Source organism: Estrella lausannensis (assembly GCF_900000175.1).
Taxonomy (GTDB): Bacteria; Chlamydiota; Chlamydiia; order Chlamydiales; family Criblamydiaceae; genus Estrella; species Estrella lausannensis.
On sequence record NZ_CWGJ01000027.1, the window covers coordinates 24,405 to 40,386 of the forward strand.

Annotated in this window: 12 protein-coding genes; 7 read left to right on the plus strand and 5 right to left on the minus strand. The window is 48.0% G+C overall.

Annotation, left to right across the window (positions count from 1 at the left end):
* Positions 1-102: 102 nt before the first annotated feature.
* Positions 103-1,491: a family 1 glycosylhydrolase gene (locus ELAC_RS10160; protein WP_098039181.1), complete on the plus strand. Its 1,389-nt coding sequence runs from the start codon at positions 103-105 to the stop codon at positions 1,489-1,491.
* Positions 1,492-1,608: 117 nt separating this feature from the next.
* Here the strand turns inward: ELAC_RS10160 and ELAC_RS10165 are convergent, their stop codons facing one another.
* Positions 1,609-2,796: a branched-chain amino acid transport system II carrier protein gene (locus ELAC_RS10165; protein WP_239414512.1), complete on the minus strand. Its 1,188-nt coding sequence runs from the start codon at positions 2,794-2,796 to the stop codon at positions 1,609-1,611.
* A gap of 358 nt (positions 2,797-3,154) precedes the next feature.
* On the opposite strand from ELAC_RS10165, the gene mraY reads away from it, so the two are divergent.
* Genes mraY through ELAC_RS10190 form a run of 5 tightly spaced genes read left to right on the plus strand, consistent with a single transcriptional unit; the run spans position 3,155 to position 10,047 of the window.
* Complete coding sequence (gene mraY, locus ELAC_RS10170; RefSeq protein WP_098039182.1) at positions 3,155-4,390, plus strand: phospho-N-acetylmuramoyl-pentapeptide-transferase; 1,236 nt, start codon at positions 3,155-3,157, stop codon at positions 4,388-4,390.
* Between the two features lie 8 nt (positions 4,391-4,398).
* Entirely contained in the window at positions 4,399-5,727 is a 1,329-nt protein-coding gene (murD, locus tag ELAC_RS10175) for a UDP-N-acetylmuramoyl-L-alanine--D-glutamate ligase (RefSeq protein ID WP_098039183.1), read from the plus strand.
* 14 nt (positions 5,728-5,741) lie between these two features.
* Positions 5,742-6,470: a muramidase family protein gene (locus tag ELAC_RS10180; protein ID WP_098039184.1), complete on the plus strand. Its 729-nt coding sequence runs from the start codon at positions 5,742-5,744 to the stop codon at positions 6,468-6,470.
* A gap of 59 nt (positions 6,471-6,529) precedes the next feature.
* Positions 6,530-7,633: an FtsW/RodA/SpoVE family cell cycle protein gene (locus ELAC_RS10185; RefSeq protein WP_098039185.1), complete on the plus strand. Its 1,104-nt coding sequence runs from the start codon at positions 6,530-6,532 to the stop codon at positions 7,631-7,633.
* The gene (locus ELAC_RS10190; protein WP_098039186.1) at positions 7,630-10,047 is read left to right on the plus strand and encodes a hypothetical protein; all 2,418 of its coding nucleotides are present in this window, start codon (positions 7,630-7,632) and stop codon (positions 10,045-10,047) included. Before ELAC_RS10185 ends, ELAC_RS10190 begins: the two co-directional genes overlap by 4 nt.
* Positions 10,048-10,158: 111 nt before the next feature.
* On the opposite strand, the gene ELAC_RS10195 is transcribed toward ELAC_RS10190, so the two are convergent.
* From ELAC_RS10195 to ELAC_RS10210, 4 genes are all read right to left on the minus strand, one after another.
* On the minus strand, positions 10,159-11,073 hold the full coding sequence (locus tag ELAC_RS10195) for a methionyl aminopeptidase (RefSeq protein WP_098039187.1): 915 nt from the start codon (positions 11,071-11,073) through the stop codon (positions 10,159-10,161).
* A gap of 171 nt (positions 11,074-11,244) precedes the next feature.
* Positions 11,245-12,030 carry a MetQ/NlpA family ABC transporter substrate-binding protein gene (locus ELAC_RS10200; RefSeq protein WP_098039188.1) on the minus strand — a complete coding sequence of 262 codons (786 nt, stop codon included), beginning with the start codon at positions 12,028-12,030 and terminating at the stop codon, positions 11,245-11,247.
* A complete protein-coding gene (locus ELAC_RS10205; RefSeq protein WP_098039189.1) occupies positions 12,023-12,706 on the minus strand; it encodes a methionine ABC transporter permease in 684 nt (227 codons plus the stop codon). The genes ELAC_RS10200 and ELAC_RS10205 overlap by 8 nt, the downstream gene beginning before the upstream one ends.
* A complete protein-coding gene (locus ELAC_RS10210) occupies positions 12,696-13,748 on the minus strand; it encodes a methionine ABC transporter ATP-binding protein (RefSeq protein ID WP_098039190.1) in 1,053 nt (350 codons plus the stop codon). Before ELAC_RS10210 ends, ELAC_RS10205 begins: the two co-directional genes overlap by 11 nt.
* A 385-nt stretch (positions 13,749-14,133) precedes the next feature.
* Between ELAC_RS10210 and ELAC_RS10215 the strand changes: the two genes are divergently transcribed.
* Positions 14,134-15,735 (plus strand): glucose-6-phosphate isomerase, encoded by a 1,602-nt coding sequence (locus tag ELAC_RS10215; protein WP_098039191.1) that lies wholly within the window; start codon positions 14,134-14,136, stop codon positions 15,733-15,735.
* Positions 15,736-15,982: the final 247 nt, after the last annotated feature.

Consider the following 15,982-nt stretch of genomic DNA (forward strand, 5'->3'; position numbering starts at 1 on the left):
TGCCGCAAGTGTCTGATAGATTCATGGCTTTGTTTTTTTTATTTAGTAAATAATATTGTTGTAATGTATTACTATCTATTGTCATTAAATTGAGGTTAATCCATGAATTTTGTTGATAGTACTAAATTAGTTTCGTTGTTTGATTTTGAGAGGAGTCCAAATTGGAGTCAGAAAATTAGCGCAGACATCAAAATCGGCGTGGCCACTTCTGCCCTTCAAGTTGACGGGGGTGACAATCACACCAATTCTAATTGGCATTTGTTTGAAAAGGGATGTAAAGCGGACGGCAGCCCTAACATCGAACGTGGCGAAACATCAGGAATCGCGCTTGATTTTTGGAACCATCCTGAAGTGCTTATCGAGAAACTCAAGGAATTAGGCCTTAAAAATTACCGCTTCTCCGTCGAATGGAGCTCCATTTGCCCGCGACGAGGGGAATATAGCGAAGAGGCCTTAAAAAAATATGAAGACCTTTGCTCAATGCTCCTTAGAGAAGGTATTGAACCGCTCATTACCCTCCATCATTTTAGCGACCCGATCTGGTTCGAGCAAATGGGCGGATTTGAACACGATCAGAATATTGCGGACTTTGTTGACTTCTCTAAAGTGGTCTATCAGAGACTCTCTCCTTATGTGAAAAATTGGGTTACTTTTAACGAACCGTCCATCTATGCCTTCCAGGGCTGGATTCGAGGTGTTTTCCCTCCTGCCAAAAAAGATGCGGCGCTATGTGGAATCGTGCTTAGAAACTTAATGAAGGCGCACTGTGACGTTTACGATGCTTTGAAGGCGATGGATGGGTATAAAGACAGTAAAATCGGGATTGCGCACCAGGCGCTACGTTTTCGTCCCTACTCGTTTCTGGAAAGCGTTCCATGCGAACTTTTAACTAGAGTTACACACAACGCTGTGATGGATTTTTTCAAGACGGGTAATTTCTGTTTTGAACTTCCGGATTACTTGAATTATGTGGGCGGCATTCTCCAAATCCCCGGATCTGCACATGTAACCTATTCCAGGCCCGATATTCACGAAAAGTTCGACTTCTTCGCAGTGCAGTATTATACGGATCCGTTGATTTCGGCTATCTGGAAAAGCACCTACGACAAAGAGGGGGGAGGAAAGATGACTAATATGCCCTTCCGATTCTATCCCCAGGGTCTTGCGACGCTTCTTGAAGAGTGCCGCGAACTTAAAAAGCCAATATGGATCACAGAAACGGGAGCTGCAGCACCTGAGCCCGATCAAAAGGAATTCATCAAAAAGGCCTTGAAGGTAGCTTCGTATGCGCGTGAAACGGGTGTGCCCGTTGAACGAGTGTACTTATGGACCCTTGCCGATAATTTTGAATGGGACATGGGCTGGATGGAAAAGCCCGAAGGGTTCGGTCTCTATGACTTCAACCCTAACACTCATGAGTATAGACTGAGGCCATCGGGAAAATTTATCCAAAAATTACTTCGAAAGACTTCCAAAAACGAAATCGTCTAATTCGTTTGCGGGATTTTGGCTTTGAGAGGGCCATGGGATGATGAGCCTTCTCTTTGCCAAAATCGACGAAATCCGTATCCGTACCACTCTCTAACTTCAGAGCCGCTCCCCGAAGGATCAAAAAATGAGATACCCGTACTCAGCCAGAAGGGTTGCCAAAAAGATGATCAGCACGAACACTTTCACCGGCTTAAAATCGTATAACTTATAGAAAATATTCAGAAGGCTCAAACCAATCAGAGCCGGGTAACAGGCGGCAAGCGGCGGCGCTAAGAATTTGACAATGCCGGTAAACTGCAGCGTGGAGATGAAATAGGTGGCGGCTAAAGTGATCAAAAGAGAAGGGACGTATCCCAGGCGATGCTGCAGAATGTCCACGTGGAGAAAATGGGCGAAAACGTTGGCTAGCGCAATCGCTGTTGTCAGGCAGGCTAGGGCGACCGCCACCGAGGTGACAACTCCTGCATAGGGGCCCAGGACATTGAGGGAAATTGCACCGAGAATACGGTCTTTGGGAACTCCATCCAAGGACAAGGACATATAGGCTGCAAGGAAGCTGAATCCGACGTAAACTAAAGTTAGAAGGGCGGCTCCGATCATACTGGCTTTGATTGCCATCGAGATCAGATTTTTTACATCTTCCGAAGTCTTCGGGTTATAATCTGCTTTTAGCCCCAGGATAATGACCGAGGAAAAGAAGAAGGCGCCCAGAAGATCCATCGTCTGGTATCCCTCCTTGAAGCCCATTTTGAATACTTCGGCCGGTTCAAGTCCGCTCTCAGGCAGGGATCCTGCCTGATAGAATCCGACGAGGATGATAATACCTAGGGAGATCAGGAGAAAGGGGGTCAGGAAAAAGCCGAGAATGTCTAAGATTTTCGACGGCTTAACGGTAAAAAACAAGATGATCAGGCAAGAGAGGGCTGAGAAAAGAGGTAACTCGATGGCATTCTCAGGTAAAAACATCGCGATGGAAGAGTAGGAGAGGGTGACGCAGCGGGGGATGGCGCCAAAAGGTCCGATGAGCCCCATGATCACCATCGATAGAAGAAACCCGGGCCACTTTCCTATGCGCGCGAAAAACTCTTTATAGTCCCCCTTGAAAAGGATCATGCTGATGAGGCCGGTGAAGGGAACGATGACAGCGCTGATGATCAGCCCCATGATGGCGAAGGGATTCATGTCCTTAGAGAACTGGCCGAGGGCTAGGGGAAAAACGATGTTGCCGGCTCCGAAAAACATGGAGAACATCGCCAGACCGGTAGTCAGGATAGTTGATTTAAGCGCTCCGTTCAATTTATCCAACGATGACTCCTGCGATTTTTTTAATTTCCTTACGACACTTTCGGTATGGCCCTATAGAGCAGCAAAGCATACTGATTTGAGCTTGTGGACAGTCTCTTATCCTATAAAATTGATTCAAATTATACAATTCTAATCAATCCAGATGAGGCGGTTATGAACTCACTTTGGGATAGGGTGATTTAAATCAACTGTATCTGATTAATGCTCAACCGGGGCCATTTGATCTTGTAGAAAATAGTTATCCGGGAATATTCTCTCATCAAATCTCCAAGCTCTCCCTTCGCGACCTCTCATACTTGCTTCTTTGGCTCTTCCGGTCTGCTTGAAAGGGAAATAACCTCACATGATTGAATAGGCTATGTTCCTGATACTCATAAGACAACTCGAGTCCTTCTTTGATTTTCACATGCCTCATGTTTTTGAGTACTATTCCACACGCATTATTCTCTCTGCGATCACTGCACTGATTCTCTCTATCTTTCTGGGGCCTTCGTTTATCAATAAGCTCTATCAGCTGAAGATAGGACAACCCATCAGGAAGGAAGATTGCCCTCTCCTTGGGGATTTGCACCACAAAAAACAAGATACTCCCACCATGGGGGGACTTTTGATCTTGGCATCCATGCTCTTTTCCATGTTTCTCTGGATGGATTTGAAGCATCCTTTTACTTTCATTCTCTTTTTGGCCACTGTGACTTTCGGGTTTCTGGGGGCGTATGACGATTTCCTGAAACTCAAGTGGAAAAACCCTAAAGGGCTGTCCGCTAAAAAAAAGATGGGAATCCAGCTTCTTTTTTCAGTCCTAGTCGCCATCTATCTTTTGGTGCCGGGTGTTTCTGAAAGTGTCAAATTGGGCTCTTGGTTCGATCCTCCCGTCATCAAGGAGCAGGTTGCCTTCAAAAGCTACAAAAGCGCGGAGGTACCCCCTGAAAATGTGGCGCGCACGCTTTCCCTTAACGAGTATGCCAGCAGGCTTTATATTCCCTTCTTCAAAGAGCCGCTGGCCAATTTCCAGGGAGTGGCCGTTTTGCTTCCCGCCCTGCTGATGGTCTTTGTGATTACAGGGGCGTCGAACGCCGTCAACTTAACAGACGGACTGGATGGATTGGCATCGGGGTGTTTGATTATGGTCGCGATGTGTCTTGCGCTCATTGCCTTTGTCTCCAATCACATTGATTTGGCCGGCTATCTGAACATCCTTTATATCGAGGGGAGTGGAGAGATTGCGATCTACATGGCAGGGCTGATCGGAGCTTGTCTTGGCTTTCTTTGGTACAACAGCCATCCTGCCCAAGTTTTTATGGGTGATACAGGATCGCTGGCATTGGGTGGTATCTTAGGGGTCGTCGCAGTGCTTTTAAAAAGAGAGATGCTCCTTGGCTTAATCGGAGGGATTTTTGTTGCCGAAGCGCTGTCGGTCATCTTGCAGGTAACGAGCTTTAAGCTGCGCAACAAGAAGCGGATTTTTCTCTGCGCACCCCTGCACCACCATTTCGAATACAAGGGGTGGCCAGAAACTAAAGTTGTCATCCGATTTTGGATCATCGCTTTCCTGCTGGCCATTGTCGGCCTCGCTTCGCTTAAATTTCAGTAGGCAGAAATATGGAGCGGTTTAAAACGAAAAGAGTATTGATAGCAGGTCTCGGAAAAAGCGGAAAATCGGCTTGTCGCTGGCTCTTAAACAAGGGCGCCTCTCTTTTCTGCTTCGATGATCAGCAAATGAATAAAGAGCATGATCCCGAGGCAAAGGAGCTTATCGGAAAGGGCTTGAAAATGGTCTCCATCAAATCCGCTCTTGAAGACTCTTTTGACATGATGGTGGTCTCTCCCGGTTTCCCAAGGACGCATGCAGTCTATGAGAAGTTTATCCGTGAAAGCAAACCGGTGATCGGCGAGATGGAGCTTGCATTTTGTCAACTAGACAAGAAAGCGGTGGGCGTCACCGGAACCAACGGGAAGACGACAGTCGTCTCAAAAATTGCTCATTGCCTCAAGGATAACGGAATTAAAGGGGAAGCGCTTGGGAATATCGGAACGCCCCTTCTTCAGGCAGTTGAAAGACAGGGCGAAATCGATGTTTTTGTTGTCGAGATCAGCTCGTATCAGCTAGAAACTTTGACGACCGCAAGACTGTCCTCGGGATGTATTCTCAATATCACTCCTGACCACCTCGACCGATACAGTTCGATGGAGGAGTACGCACTGACAAAAGGACTGATGGGGAGAGTGGTTGTTCCTGAAGGCCGCCTCTATGTGGAGGAGAAAACCTTGAAATCATGGGGCAAGTGGATCGACCATCCGGGCACCATGGCTTTTGGGTTCAGCCCCGAGTGCGATGTAGCTTTGGTGAACGGAACTATCAGGCGCTTTGGAGTGACCGAAATTCGGCTGCCTGATGAATTTGGCAGAGCGGCCCCCCACGATCTTGAAAATATGCTTGCATCCTACGCCCTTTTAAGGGATCTGGATCTTTCTGCTGAAGACATACTCCGCTCTTTCAAAGCTTTCAAAAAACCGCCTCACCGGATCGAGTTCATCAGAGAGGTGCAAGGGGTTTCATTTTTTGACGACAGTAAAGGAACTAATGTTGATGCGGTTCTTAAAGCCGTCTCTTCGATGGAAGGTCGCGTCCTTCTGATAGCAGGAGGGGTGGACAAAGGGGCGTCCTATACCCTTTGGATACCCCACTTTCAGGGGAAAGTTGTCAAAATCATTGCAATCGGAGAGGCCAGGGAGAAAATTAAGAATGAGCTTTCCACTATGTTTCCTGTGGAACTCTGTTCATCCTTGCAAGAGGCTGTGGATACAGCCTTTCGTTCAGCTAAGAAGGGCGACTCCGTGTTGCTCTCTCCCGGCTGCTCCAGTTTTGACATGTTCCGCGATTATAAGCATCGGGGAGATGAGTTTAAAAAGATCGTATTGACTCTTTAACAAATGAGGAATTCATGAGCCGAAGAGATATCATCATCATAGCAGTGTTAACCAATATCGGATTGCTTGCCGTTCTGTTCATGATGGCGATCAATACTGAGGACGAAACCAGGGACACCCCTCTTGTCGAAGAGGTGCATGTCGTCCAGCCTGAAGCCGGTATGGAAATTAAGGCAGGCGACAAAGATAAAGTGGTTCTGGCACAGCACAACGAGGCAGATGAAGTAGACACGCTGCTTAAGGATTTTGCTGAATCGAATTCGATCGAGTCTGAAAAAATCAAAGACAGCCTCTTGGTGGAGCCAGAGTTTCTCAATAAAGGTGTTGAGGATGAGGTAATGAGCGATAAGCCAGCGCCAACAAAAACGCAAGGCAACGAGCAGTATATTGAGGTCACTGTCAAAAAAGGTGATGTCTTAAGCAAAATTGCCAAAGCGAATGGCACTACCGTTCAAAAGATAAAAAAGTTGAATAACTTAACATCGGATCAGTTGAAGGTAGGCCAGACGCTGAAGATTCCGCATGAGGGCAAGTCCTCGAGCCTGCCTGTCAGGCAGGATACAAAATCGAGTGATTTGGTTGCAGGCGGCACCAGCGACTACTATGTCATCCAAACCGGGGACAACCCTTGGAAAATCGCGAAGAAATTCAATATCAGCGTCGGCGATTTTTTGAAGATGAACAATATGGATGAAAAGAAAGCGAAAAACCTTAAGGTTGGACAGAGGGTTCGCGTAAAATAACATTAAAAAAGCACTTGTGGGGTCAGCGTCGGCTGCCCCCCAAGCGCCTTAAGAAGGCAATGAATCAGCGCACCTTTCTTCTATTTCTGATCGTTTTTGTGATCTTTCTGATCGGGCTTGTCGTGATCTTCAGCACAACGAGCGCTGAGGTGCTCGATCAGGACTTATCCATCAGCACACATCACGCCCTAGTTAAACAAATGATTTACTTTGCGGCCGGCTGTGTGGCCTCCGGCTTGGTCTTCATGACCGGATATCAGGGATTTGTCCGCAAGAGCCCCTGGATCTTGGGCCTGCTCGTCATTTTTTTGGTGCTCGTTCTTATTCCCGGAATAGGAAAAGAGGTGAACGGCGCCAAGCGCTGGATCGCCTTGATGGGTTTTCAGTTTCAACCGTCAGAATTCGTTAAGATTGCCACTCCTGCGTTTTTTATCTGGGCTGCCGCCAAGCGAGGCTTTGCCGATATCACCTTTAAGCAGTTTTTGCTCATACTCTCTCTTGCCATGATACCGATCGTGTTAATCGCAATTGAGCCAAACAACGGCACTGCCTTCGTCGTCTTTCTCTCGCTCATCGTCCTTTTTTTTCTGATGCGCATTAAAGCCAAGTATTGGGCGTTGCCTCTGATGGTGATCGTGCTGGCGGGAGGAGCCTTTGCATCCCAGCTTCCCTATGTCAAGGGGCGTATCCGCGTTTATATGAATCCTGAAGCGGACTTGCTCGGCAAAGGGCATCAGCCGTATCAGGCAAAAATCGCCACCGGTTCCGGCAAGATAATCGGAAAGGGTCCGGGCAAGAGCCTGCAAAAACTTAGCTATCTCCCGGAAGCGCAGAACGACTATATCGCCGCCATTTTCGGTGAAGAGTTTGGATTTGTTGGCATCAGCGTGTTGATTTTGCTCTACAGCACACTCATCTATCTCGGCTTTTCAATCGCTGCCCTCGCGGCCGATAAGACAGGCTTTTTACTCGGGGGGGTGCTTACTTTCCTGATCGGTTTTCAGGCATTTTTAAATCTAGGCGTTGTGTCGGGACTCCTTCCCTCAACCGGTTTGAACCTGCCCTTGTTCAGTCAAGGGGGTACTTCTTTGATAGCGAATTTGACGGAAATTGGGCTCCTGGCCAGTATATCTAGTAATTTTTCAGTTAAGGACAGAGTATGAATCAAGACGCAAAAGCAAAAGAGACTGCAGGCCCCAACTTAAAGAGTGGTACAATTCTTCTTTGGACAAGCATAGGTCCAATCCTGCTGCTGCTGGCAGCGCTTATCGGTTCTTTGCAGCAGTCTGCTTTTATCCCATGGCTTGGTGGTATAGCTGCCTTATCTGCATTGATCGTGTTTTTTCTCGGTTTTAGAGGAACGCTTCTTGCAGCGCTTCTTTTCGGATCCGCTCTCTCGTATCAGTGGGCAACTCATGGGTTTTCCGAGGGGCCCTTCCCCTTCCTGCTGGCCATTTCCTATTTTTTGGGAGTGTTAGTCTTCTCTCTCGGGCTTTCAGAGTCGCGTGCGCTTTTTGACGAGATGGAAAAAGAATCCAAAAGCCGTCTTTCAGCCCTTTGGAAGCTTGAAGAGAAAACGAGGAACGAAGAGAAACGCTTTGGACAAGAGCTTGCCAAGCAGCAAAAAAATCCCGTAGACGCTAAAGATCAGGAGAAGGAGCTGCAGCTGAAAAAACTGCAGAAGGAACTGGAAGATGAAAGACGTGAAAAGGAGAGCGGTTTAAAGCAGCTTGAAGAGCTGAAGGCAAGGTTGGAGAGTGCCTCACGTGACAGGCAGCAGGAAGAGGAGAGGGATCTTAGGGTACAACAAGAGCACGAAAAAGCGCTTGCCGCACTCAAGAGCGAATTGGCTGAAGCCAACCGACAGCTTCAGGATCATGAGAGTGAGGAAATCCGCCAGCGCACGATCCAAAAAGAGATGTCTTCCATGATCGAGCGGTTAACGGAAGAGCAGGAGGTTCTGACAGATGCCTTGGTGAAAGGAGAGGAAACCGCTCAGAGTCAGTTGGAAAAAAGCGCCGCATTGCAAAAGGCAATGGAGGAGTTGGAGGAGAAGCTTCTTGAAAAAGAGGAGAAGTTCAACACGCTTTCCCAAGAATTGCAGCAGATAGGGCATGGGTATAAAGAGAAAGAGTTTGTCTTAAGAGGCATCTTGCAAGAGGCGAATGCACGAAACGCGCAGCTCGAGAGGGAATTGAAGGATTTGCGCTCAAAATCTTCTGTCCAATCCGCTTCGCAGGAGAGCCTCGACGCTAAAGAACAAGAGATTAGAGAACTCAAAGAAAGGCAAGCGGAAATCACGAGAGAGCTTGCTGAGCGCAAAGTTGAAATTGAGCAGGCTGAGACGCTTAAAGAGAGGATCAAAGCCCTTGAAGAAGAAAGAGAACTCCTTTCCGCTGAACGCGAGAGCGTCATCGCCGCGAAAGAGGCCGAGGTGGAGTCTGTAAAAGGTCAGCTGAAGTCACTGCAAGAAGAGCTTGAAAGGCAGGCTGAGGAAAGAAGAGCTGCTGACGAAGAGAGAATCAAAGCCCTTGAAGAGGAAAAAGAACTCCTTTCTGCTGAACGCGAAAGCGTCATCGCCGCGAAAGAGGCCGAGGTGCAGTCTGTAAAAGATCAGCTGAAGTCACTGCAAGAAGAGCTTGAAAGGCAGGCTGAGGAAAGAAGAGCTGCTGACGAAGAGAGAATCAAAGCCCTTGAAGAGGAAAAAGAACTCCTTTCTGCTGAACGCGAAAGCGTCATCGCCGCGAAAGAGGCCGAGGTGCAGTCTGTAACAGATCAGCTGAAGTCACTCAAGGAAGAGCTTGAAAGGCAGGCTGAGGAAAGAAGAGCTGCTGACGAAGAGAGAATCAAAGCCCTTGAAGAGGAAAAAGAACTCCTTTCTGCTGAACGCGAAAGTGTCATCGCCGCGAAAGAGGCCGAGGTGGAGTCTGTAAAAGATCAGCTGAAGTCACTGCAGGAAGAGCTTGAAAGGCAGGCTGAGGAAAGAAGGGCTGCTGACGAACAAATGCTGGATGTTCTGAAAGCGGAAAATGAGCAGTATTTGCAAAAGCACGAAAGCTTGAAACTTTCTCTGGAAGAGAAGCAAGCAGAGGTCTCTTCGTTGCGCACTGAATTGGAGCGGCAGATAGAGAGAGCTGCAGCGGCAGAAGTCGTGGTAGAAGGCAGTCCTAAAGAAATGAAGAAGAAGATGGACGCTGCGATTAAAGAGAGAGACAAGTTCAAAGAAATTTTGGGTGAGCTTAAAACTTTACGTAAAGAGGATACAAAGAAACTCAAGGAAGTGCAAGCTCAGCTCAAGCAGCTGAAGCAACAGTTCGCAGATAAATCGGAAGCACTTGATGATTCCAGGAAGTCCCTTTTCCACATGCAGGAGAAGCTCCTCATTCTACAGAGGGAAGCCGAGGAGAGACCCGACAGTGACCGTTCTGAGGTGGAGCGCCTTTTGGAGCGGCAGATCGGCAAGATGGAACGGGAGAGAAAAGAGTTGCTTATCGAGCATCAGGAAGAGGTGACGGCCCTGCAGGAGATCATCGATGCTCTCTCGAGCCGCCAACCTCAGGACGCTTTGACGAGCTGAACGTGCGCCTAACGTGTCTCGAAATTTAGGGTTTTAGCTTGATGAAAGCCCCAAATTTCGAGACACGTTTGGTATAGAGCCTAAAGGGCGCTGCAGCCCTTCAAAAGACTCTTAGATGAAGCGCTCCGCTTCGGATTTGTAGTCGAGATGCCACGGAGTCAGAATTTCGCAGCCGGTTTCGGTGACAAGAATCATATGCTCCCACTGAGCGCTCGGCTTCCCATCTACAGTCCTTGCAGTCCAGCCATCGCGGATGTCGATCACAGCTCCTTTCTTTCCGGCATTGATCATCGGTTCGATGGTGAAGATCATTCCTGGAACGAGGGGGGTTGTGTTCTTGTTTCTGTGGTGGCAAACCTGGGGTCCTTCATGGAATTCGATGCCTACACCGTGCCCCACGAACTGGTTGACGACAGAGCATCCGTGCTTCGCTGCGAAATCTTCGATGATGTCTCCGATTTTATTGAGGGGCAGTCCGGGCTTGACGGCCTCGACAGCGCGCATCAGGCAATGATAGGATACAAACGAGACCAATTTTTTTTCTGGAGTCGTTTCGCCGATGATGACCATTTTGCTGCAATCGCCGTAATATCCGTCTAAAATACATGTGACGTCGATATTGAGGATGTCGCCGTCCTTCAGTTTTTCGTTCCCGGGGATGCCGTGACAGATCACTTCATTCAGCGAGGTGCAGATGCTTTTGGGGAAGGGAGGGTCCCCATACCCCAACGGAGCGGGGGTTGCCCCTGCTTCTTTGTGCAGCTTCACGGCAAAGTCGTCGAGCTCTTTTGTCGTCACGCCGGCTTTGGCGATCTTGCAGGTTTCGTCCAGAATGCGGGCTGCGAGATGCCCTGCCTGTCTGATTTTGGCGATCTCCTCTTCTGTCTTGATCAGGATATGCTGCTTCCGATAGAGGTCGGATAATCCGGAGGGCTTTGTTTTCTCTAGAGGTGAAAGAGAGGGGTAGTGGCATTTCTTCCATTTTTTTCCGCTTCCGCACCAGCATGGGTCGTTTCTTCCAGTCATTTTAGTTCTCTTGTCTTACAGTGGATTAAATTTATGTATCCCAATATACCGGAAGCGCCTCAAAATTTGGCGTGGGGCTTTCTCTTTGCCAAAAAACCAATGGTGAGACACTCCCGGTAAGTAGCCAAACTCAGAAGCAAAGTATATTGATTTGAGTTTGTGGTTTGTCTCCTAAAATGCAGGGATTATAGCTCCCTTGTACTTATTTAAAATAAATTCCCGCATTTTTTCGGACGTCATAGCGGCCTTTAAGGCTTTAATTTCCGGCCTGTTTTCATCTCCGGCCCGGATGGCGATGATATTGGCGAAAGGGGAGTCCTTGCTTTCAAGAGCCAAAGCATCTTCCAGGGGGGAAAGCTTAGCTTCCAAGGCGTAATTGGTGTTGATGGCAGCTGCATCTACATCTTCCAGTGAGCGGGGAAGCATGGCCGCATCCACTTCAATAAACTTGATGTGTTTGGGGTTGTGGGTAATGTTTAGAATCGTCGCTTGCAGATTGGCTGGATTGTCAAGCTGAATAATCCCTTGCTCATGGAGCAGGTTTAAAGCTCTCGCCTCATTCGTGGGGTCATTAGGAACGGCGACTATCGCGTTGTCTTTTAGTTCTGACAAGGAACGGATTTTTTTAGAATAAATTCCCATCGGTTCAAGTTCGATTTTGGCCAAGCTCACTATGGGATACTGAAATTGTTTTACTTGTTCTTCCATGAAAGGGAGGTGCTGGAAGAAATTGGCAGCCACTTCATTGTTTGCAAGCGCACGGTTGGGTAAGTTGTAGTCGTCGGTGATGACAATGATCAGATCGATCCCTTGCGCCTTAAGTTCGGGTTTTACGAAGTCGAGCATTTGCGCATGCGGCTGAGGTGTTGCAGCTACCTTAAAGCCATTTTCAGGGCTGGAGCAGCCTGAAAGCAGGAGCAGCAGGTTTACGGCAAATGCCAAGCGGCGTTTATTCATAGATAAGTTTTCCTCGTTTTTTCAGGATTGACTTGACCACTCTGTTTCCAACCCACTGCACGCCTTGTACAAGCAAGATCAGCAAGATCACGGTGGTAACCATAATGAAGGTGTTGAAACGATTGTAGCCGTATTGGATAGCCACTTGCCCAAGCCCGCCGCCGCCGATGAGCCCCGCCATGGCGCTATAGCCGATAAGATTGACGATTGTCAGCGTGATGCCGGAGAGGATGGAGGGCAGCGCCTCTTGGAGCAGGACTTTTGTGATGATTTGCCAGGTGTTGGATCCCATGATGATGGCAGCCTCCAGGATGTGGTGATCCACTTCTTTGAGGCTGGCCTCAATGAGCCTTGCCACAAAGGGAGCGGCCGCAACAGTTAAAGGTACAATCGCTGCAGTTGTTCCCAAACTCGTTCCGACAAGCCATCTAGTGAAGGGTATCAAGGCAACCATCAGGATCGCGAAGGGAAAAGATCTTCCGATATTTACAACTGTCTCTAAAACTTTGTAGAGGCCGACGTGTTCTTTAATGTGCCCCTTGTCCGTTATCGTTAAGATGACGCCGACAGGCAACCCTATCAATACGGCAAAGAAAGCAGCGACGGCAACCATGTAGATGGTATTCCACAGCTGTAGGGGAAGAAGCTGAAGCGCAAGGTCAATGTCAGGGTTCATGTTGCTGTAATACCTCATGGTGGACAGTGTTTTCAGCAAGATAGTTCAGGGCACCGGAAATTCCCTCGGCAGGTCCTATCAATTCAATGACCAAAGTACCTACAGTCGTTGTTTGCAGTCGATCGATCCAGCCGAGCAAAATGTTGGCATCGACATGGAATTTTTTTACGATCTGGGAAATGAGCGGGTCGTTCGCAGCTGATCCTTTGAATCTCAGTCGCAGCAATACCCGATTAGGCGACGTTGTTTTATAAAACTCTTCCGGAATTTCATGAGAAGAGCCCTGTATAAATTGCTTGGTAGTGGGATGTTGCGGCTCTGCAAATACTTCGGAGACGGGGCCTTCTTCTACAATTCTTCCGGCTTCGATGACGGCCACTTTATTGCAGGCTCTTTTGATCACTTCCATGTCGTGAGTGATCAAGACGACCGTGACGCCCAAATTTTTGTTGATGGTTTTTAGAAGATCTAAAATTTCTTGGGTTGTTCTTGGATCTAACGCTGAGGTTGCCTCGTCGCAGAACAACACTTCCGGATGATTGGCAAGAGCGCGTGCGATCCCGACTCTCTGTTTTTCACCGCCGCTGAGCGATGCGGGATAAACATCTTTTTTGGAGGTGAGCCCAACTAATCTTAAAAGCTCATCGACACGCTTTTCTTGCTCCGCTTTTGAAACACCGGCTATCTCGAGGGGATAGGTAACATTTCCGGCAACCGTGCGTGAGCTCAGAAGGTTGAAGTGCTGAAAAATCATCCCGATTTTTTGGCGGAAGGCGCGTAGATTAGCGCCCTTTAGCTCACGGATGTCGCTGCCATTAAATAAAATTTTTCCTGTAGAAGGGGTGATGAGTCCGGCCAGGCAACGAATCAATGTGGATTTGCCTGCGCCACTCAATCCGATGATGCCGTAGATGTCTTGCTTGGCAACGAAGAGTGACACGTCACGCAGTGCGTGGGTGATCTTATCTTTGTGCGTATAAGTTTTTGAAATCAATGAGACTTCAATTATCGGTTTTGGAGCTGCTGGCTTACCCTCGTTCATTATTCTCTCATAGAACCAGTTTTATTAAGTTTAGATCATATTAAATACATGGGATAAAATCCAGTGCCCAAACTTATTAATTTTACAGATTTGCAAAATGCCAAAGCTCCTTAGCTTCCTTGCTTTATACCGAAAGTGTCTCAATATTTGGGATTTTGGGGGCTAAAAAGATAGCAATCCTTCGATTCCGGGGCTTTCTCAAAGAAAAAATCCTAGATGGTGAGACACTTTCGGTATAAACCCATAGGATTCATGGGAAAAGGTCTTCGGTTCACTTGGCTGTCAGCGAGAGGTAAAGAAGTGATTTGTCGAAGAATGGATGAGTCGCTTATAAGAGGTTGTCATACCGAAATTGTGGAAAGTCTCTTAACTAAAGGGTGGGCTCATGGAAAGGAATAAAATGGAAGAAGAGGAAGTTGCTTTCGATGAAATGGCATCGGTTCAGCGTCTTCATGAGTTGAAGCTGATAGCACCCGACATGACGGAACAGGGGATTTTTTCAGAGGAGAGGATTAAAAATCACGTGGCGCGGGGAGCTGGCATCACGTTGCTTTATGCGCCGGAGAGGGTGGATGAAACGATCCTCGGCGAGTTGGAGACCCTTGCTAAAGAGGCAGGTGTGCTATCGAAAATGCAGAGGATGCAGTCGGGTGAGGTGATGAATTGCATCAAAGGGCACCAGAGCGAAAACCGGGCTGTTCTGCACACTGCCGTGAGGGATTTTTTCGGAGAGGAAAACAACTCAGGGCCCGCCAAAGAGGCAGCCGCCATGGCCAAGATCGAATGCGATAAGCTGAAGCAGTTTCTCTCCTCCATCGGCGATGAGTTCAGCGAGCTTTTTATGATTGGCATCGGAGGATCGGATCTCGGCCCCTCGGCCATCTATTATGCGCTCGAACATCTTCTCATCAAGGGGAGAAAAGTCCATTTCATCAACAATATCGACCCTGATTCATTGGCCCTCGCTGTTAAAGGGGCAGATTTGAAGCGTTCGCTTGCCGTGGTGGTCTCTAAATCGGGATCCACCATCGAAACTAAAACGAATGAAGAGTTTTTAAGGTCGAAATTCAAAGCCGCCGGTTTAGATCCCGGACGCCACTTCATTGCAGTGACGGGGGAGGGAAGTGAAATGGATGATGCCAGGCGCTATCTTAAGGTCTTCTATATCTGGGACTGGATCGGGGGGCGCTACTCGTCGACTTCCATGGTGGGAGGGGTATTACTCGGGTTTGCCCTCGGATTTGACACTTTTTGGGAATTTTTGAAAGGCGCCCATGCTATGGACCAGGTTGCCTTAAGGGAAGATATTCGTTCCAACTTGCCGCTGATGGGAGCGTTGCTTTCTGTCTGGAACAGAAACTTCCTCGGCATGGCAACACTTGCCATCATTCCCTATGCCCAGGGGATGAGTCGTTTCCCGGCCCATATCCAGCAGCTTTCCATGGAGTCGAACGGCAAACATATCGACAGAAGGGGTAACACCGTCTCTCATAGAACAGGAATGGTGATCTGGGGAGAACCCGGAACTAATGCGCAACACTCCTTTTTCCAGCTCATTCACCAGGGAACCGATACCATCCCGCTCGAGTTTATCGGATTTAAAGAGAGCCGGTTTGGCGATGATTATACCTTCGAGAAGACAACGAGCCAGGAAAAATTGATCGCTAATTTGATTGCTCAGGCGATCGCTCTTGCCATCGGGCAGAAAAGCAACAATCCCAATAGAGAATTTTTGGGCAACAGGCCCTCCCATCTTTTGATTGCCAAACGGCAAGACCCCTTCACCATAGGAGCTCTTCTTGCCTACTTCGAGCACAAGGTGGCTTTCGAGGGGTTCATCTGGAATATCAACTCCTTTGATCAAGAAGGGGTTCAACTGGGAAAGGTGTTGGCTAATAAGGTTTTAAACCGCATGCCTTCCATGAAGAGCGCTTCCGATCCGTTCCCGGTTGCCGATGCATTCATTAAACATTTTGGAGATGTTTGATGAAATTCCCAAGAGAGTGCTAATATGCTGGCTTTGGAACAAGTCCCGTAAGAGACTGTTCACAAACCCAAGTCAGTATGCTTTGCTGCCGAATTTAGTTTGAAGATGGTCTCTGGAACAATTCAGTCTCTTTTTAATTGCCTTTCAGCTGTTTTTTATCGAAATGCGGCTCGGGCAATTCCTGATTTTCGGAGAGATTTTCCGGATAGGTTTTTGGTCTACACGATTTAGTATCTCTTAAGAAGAG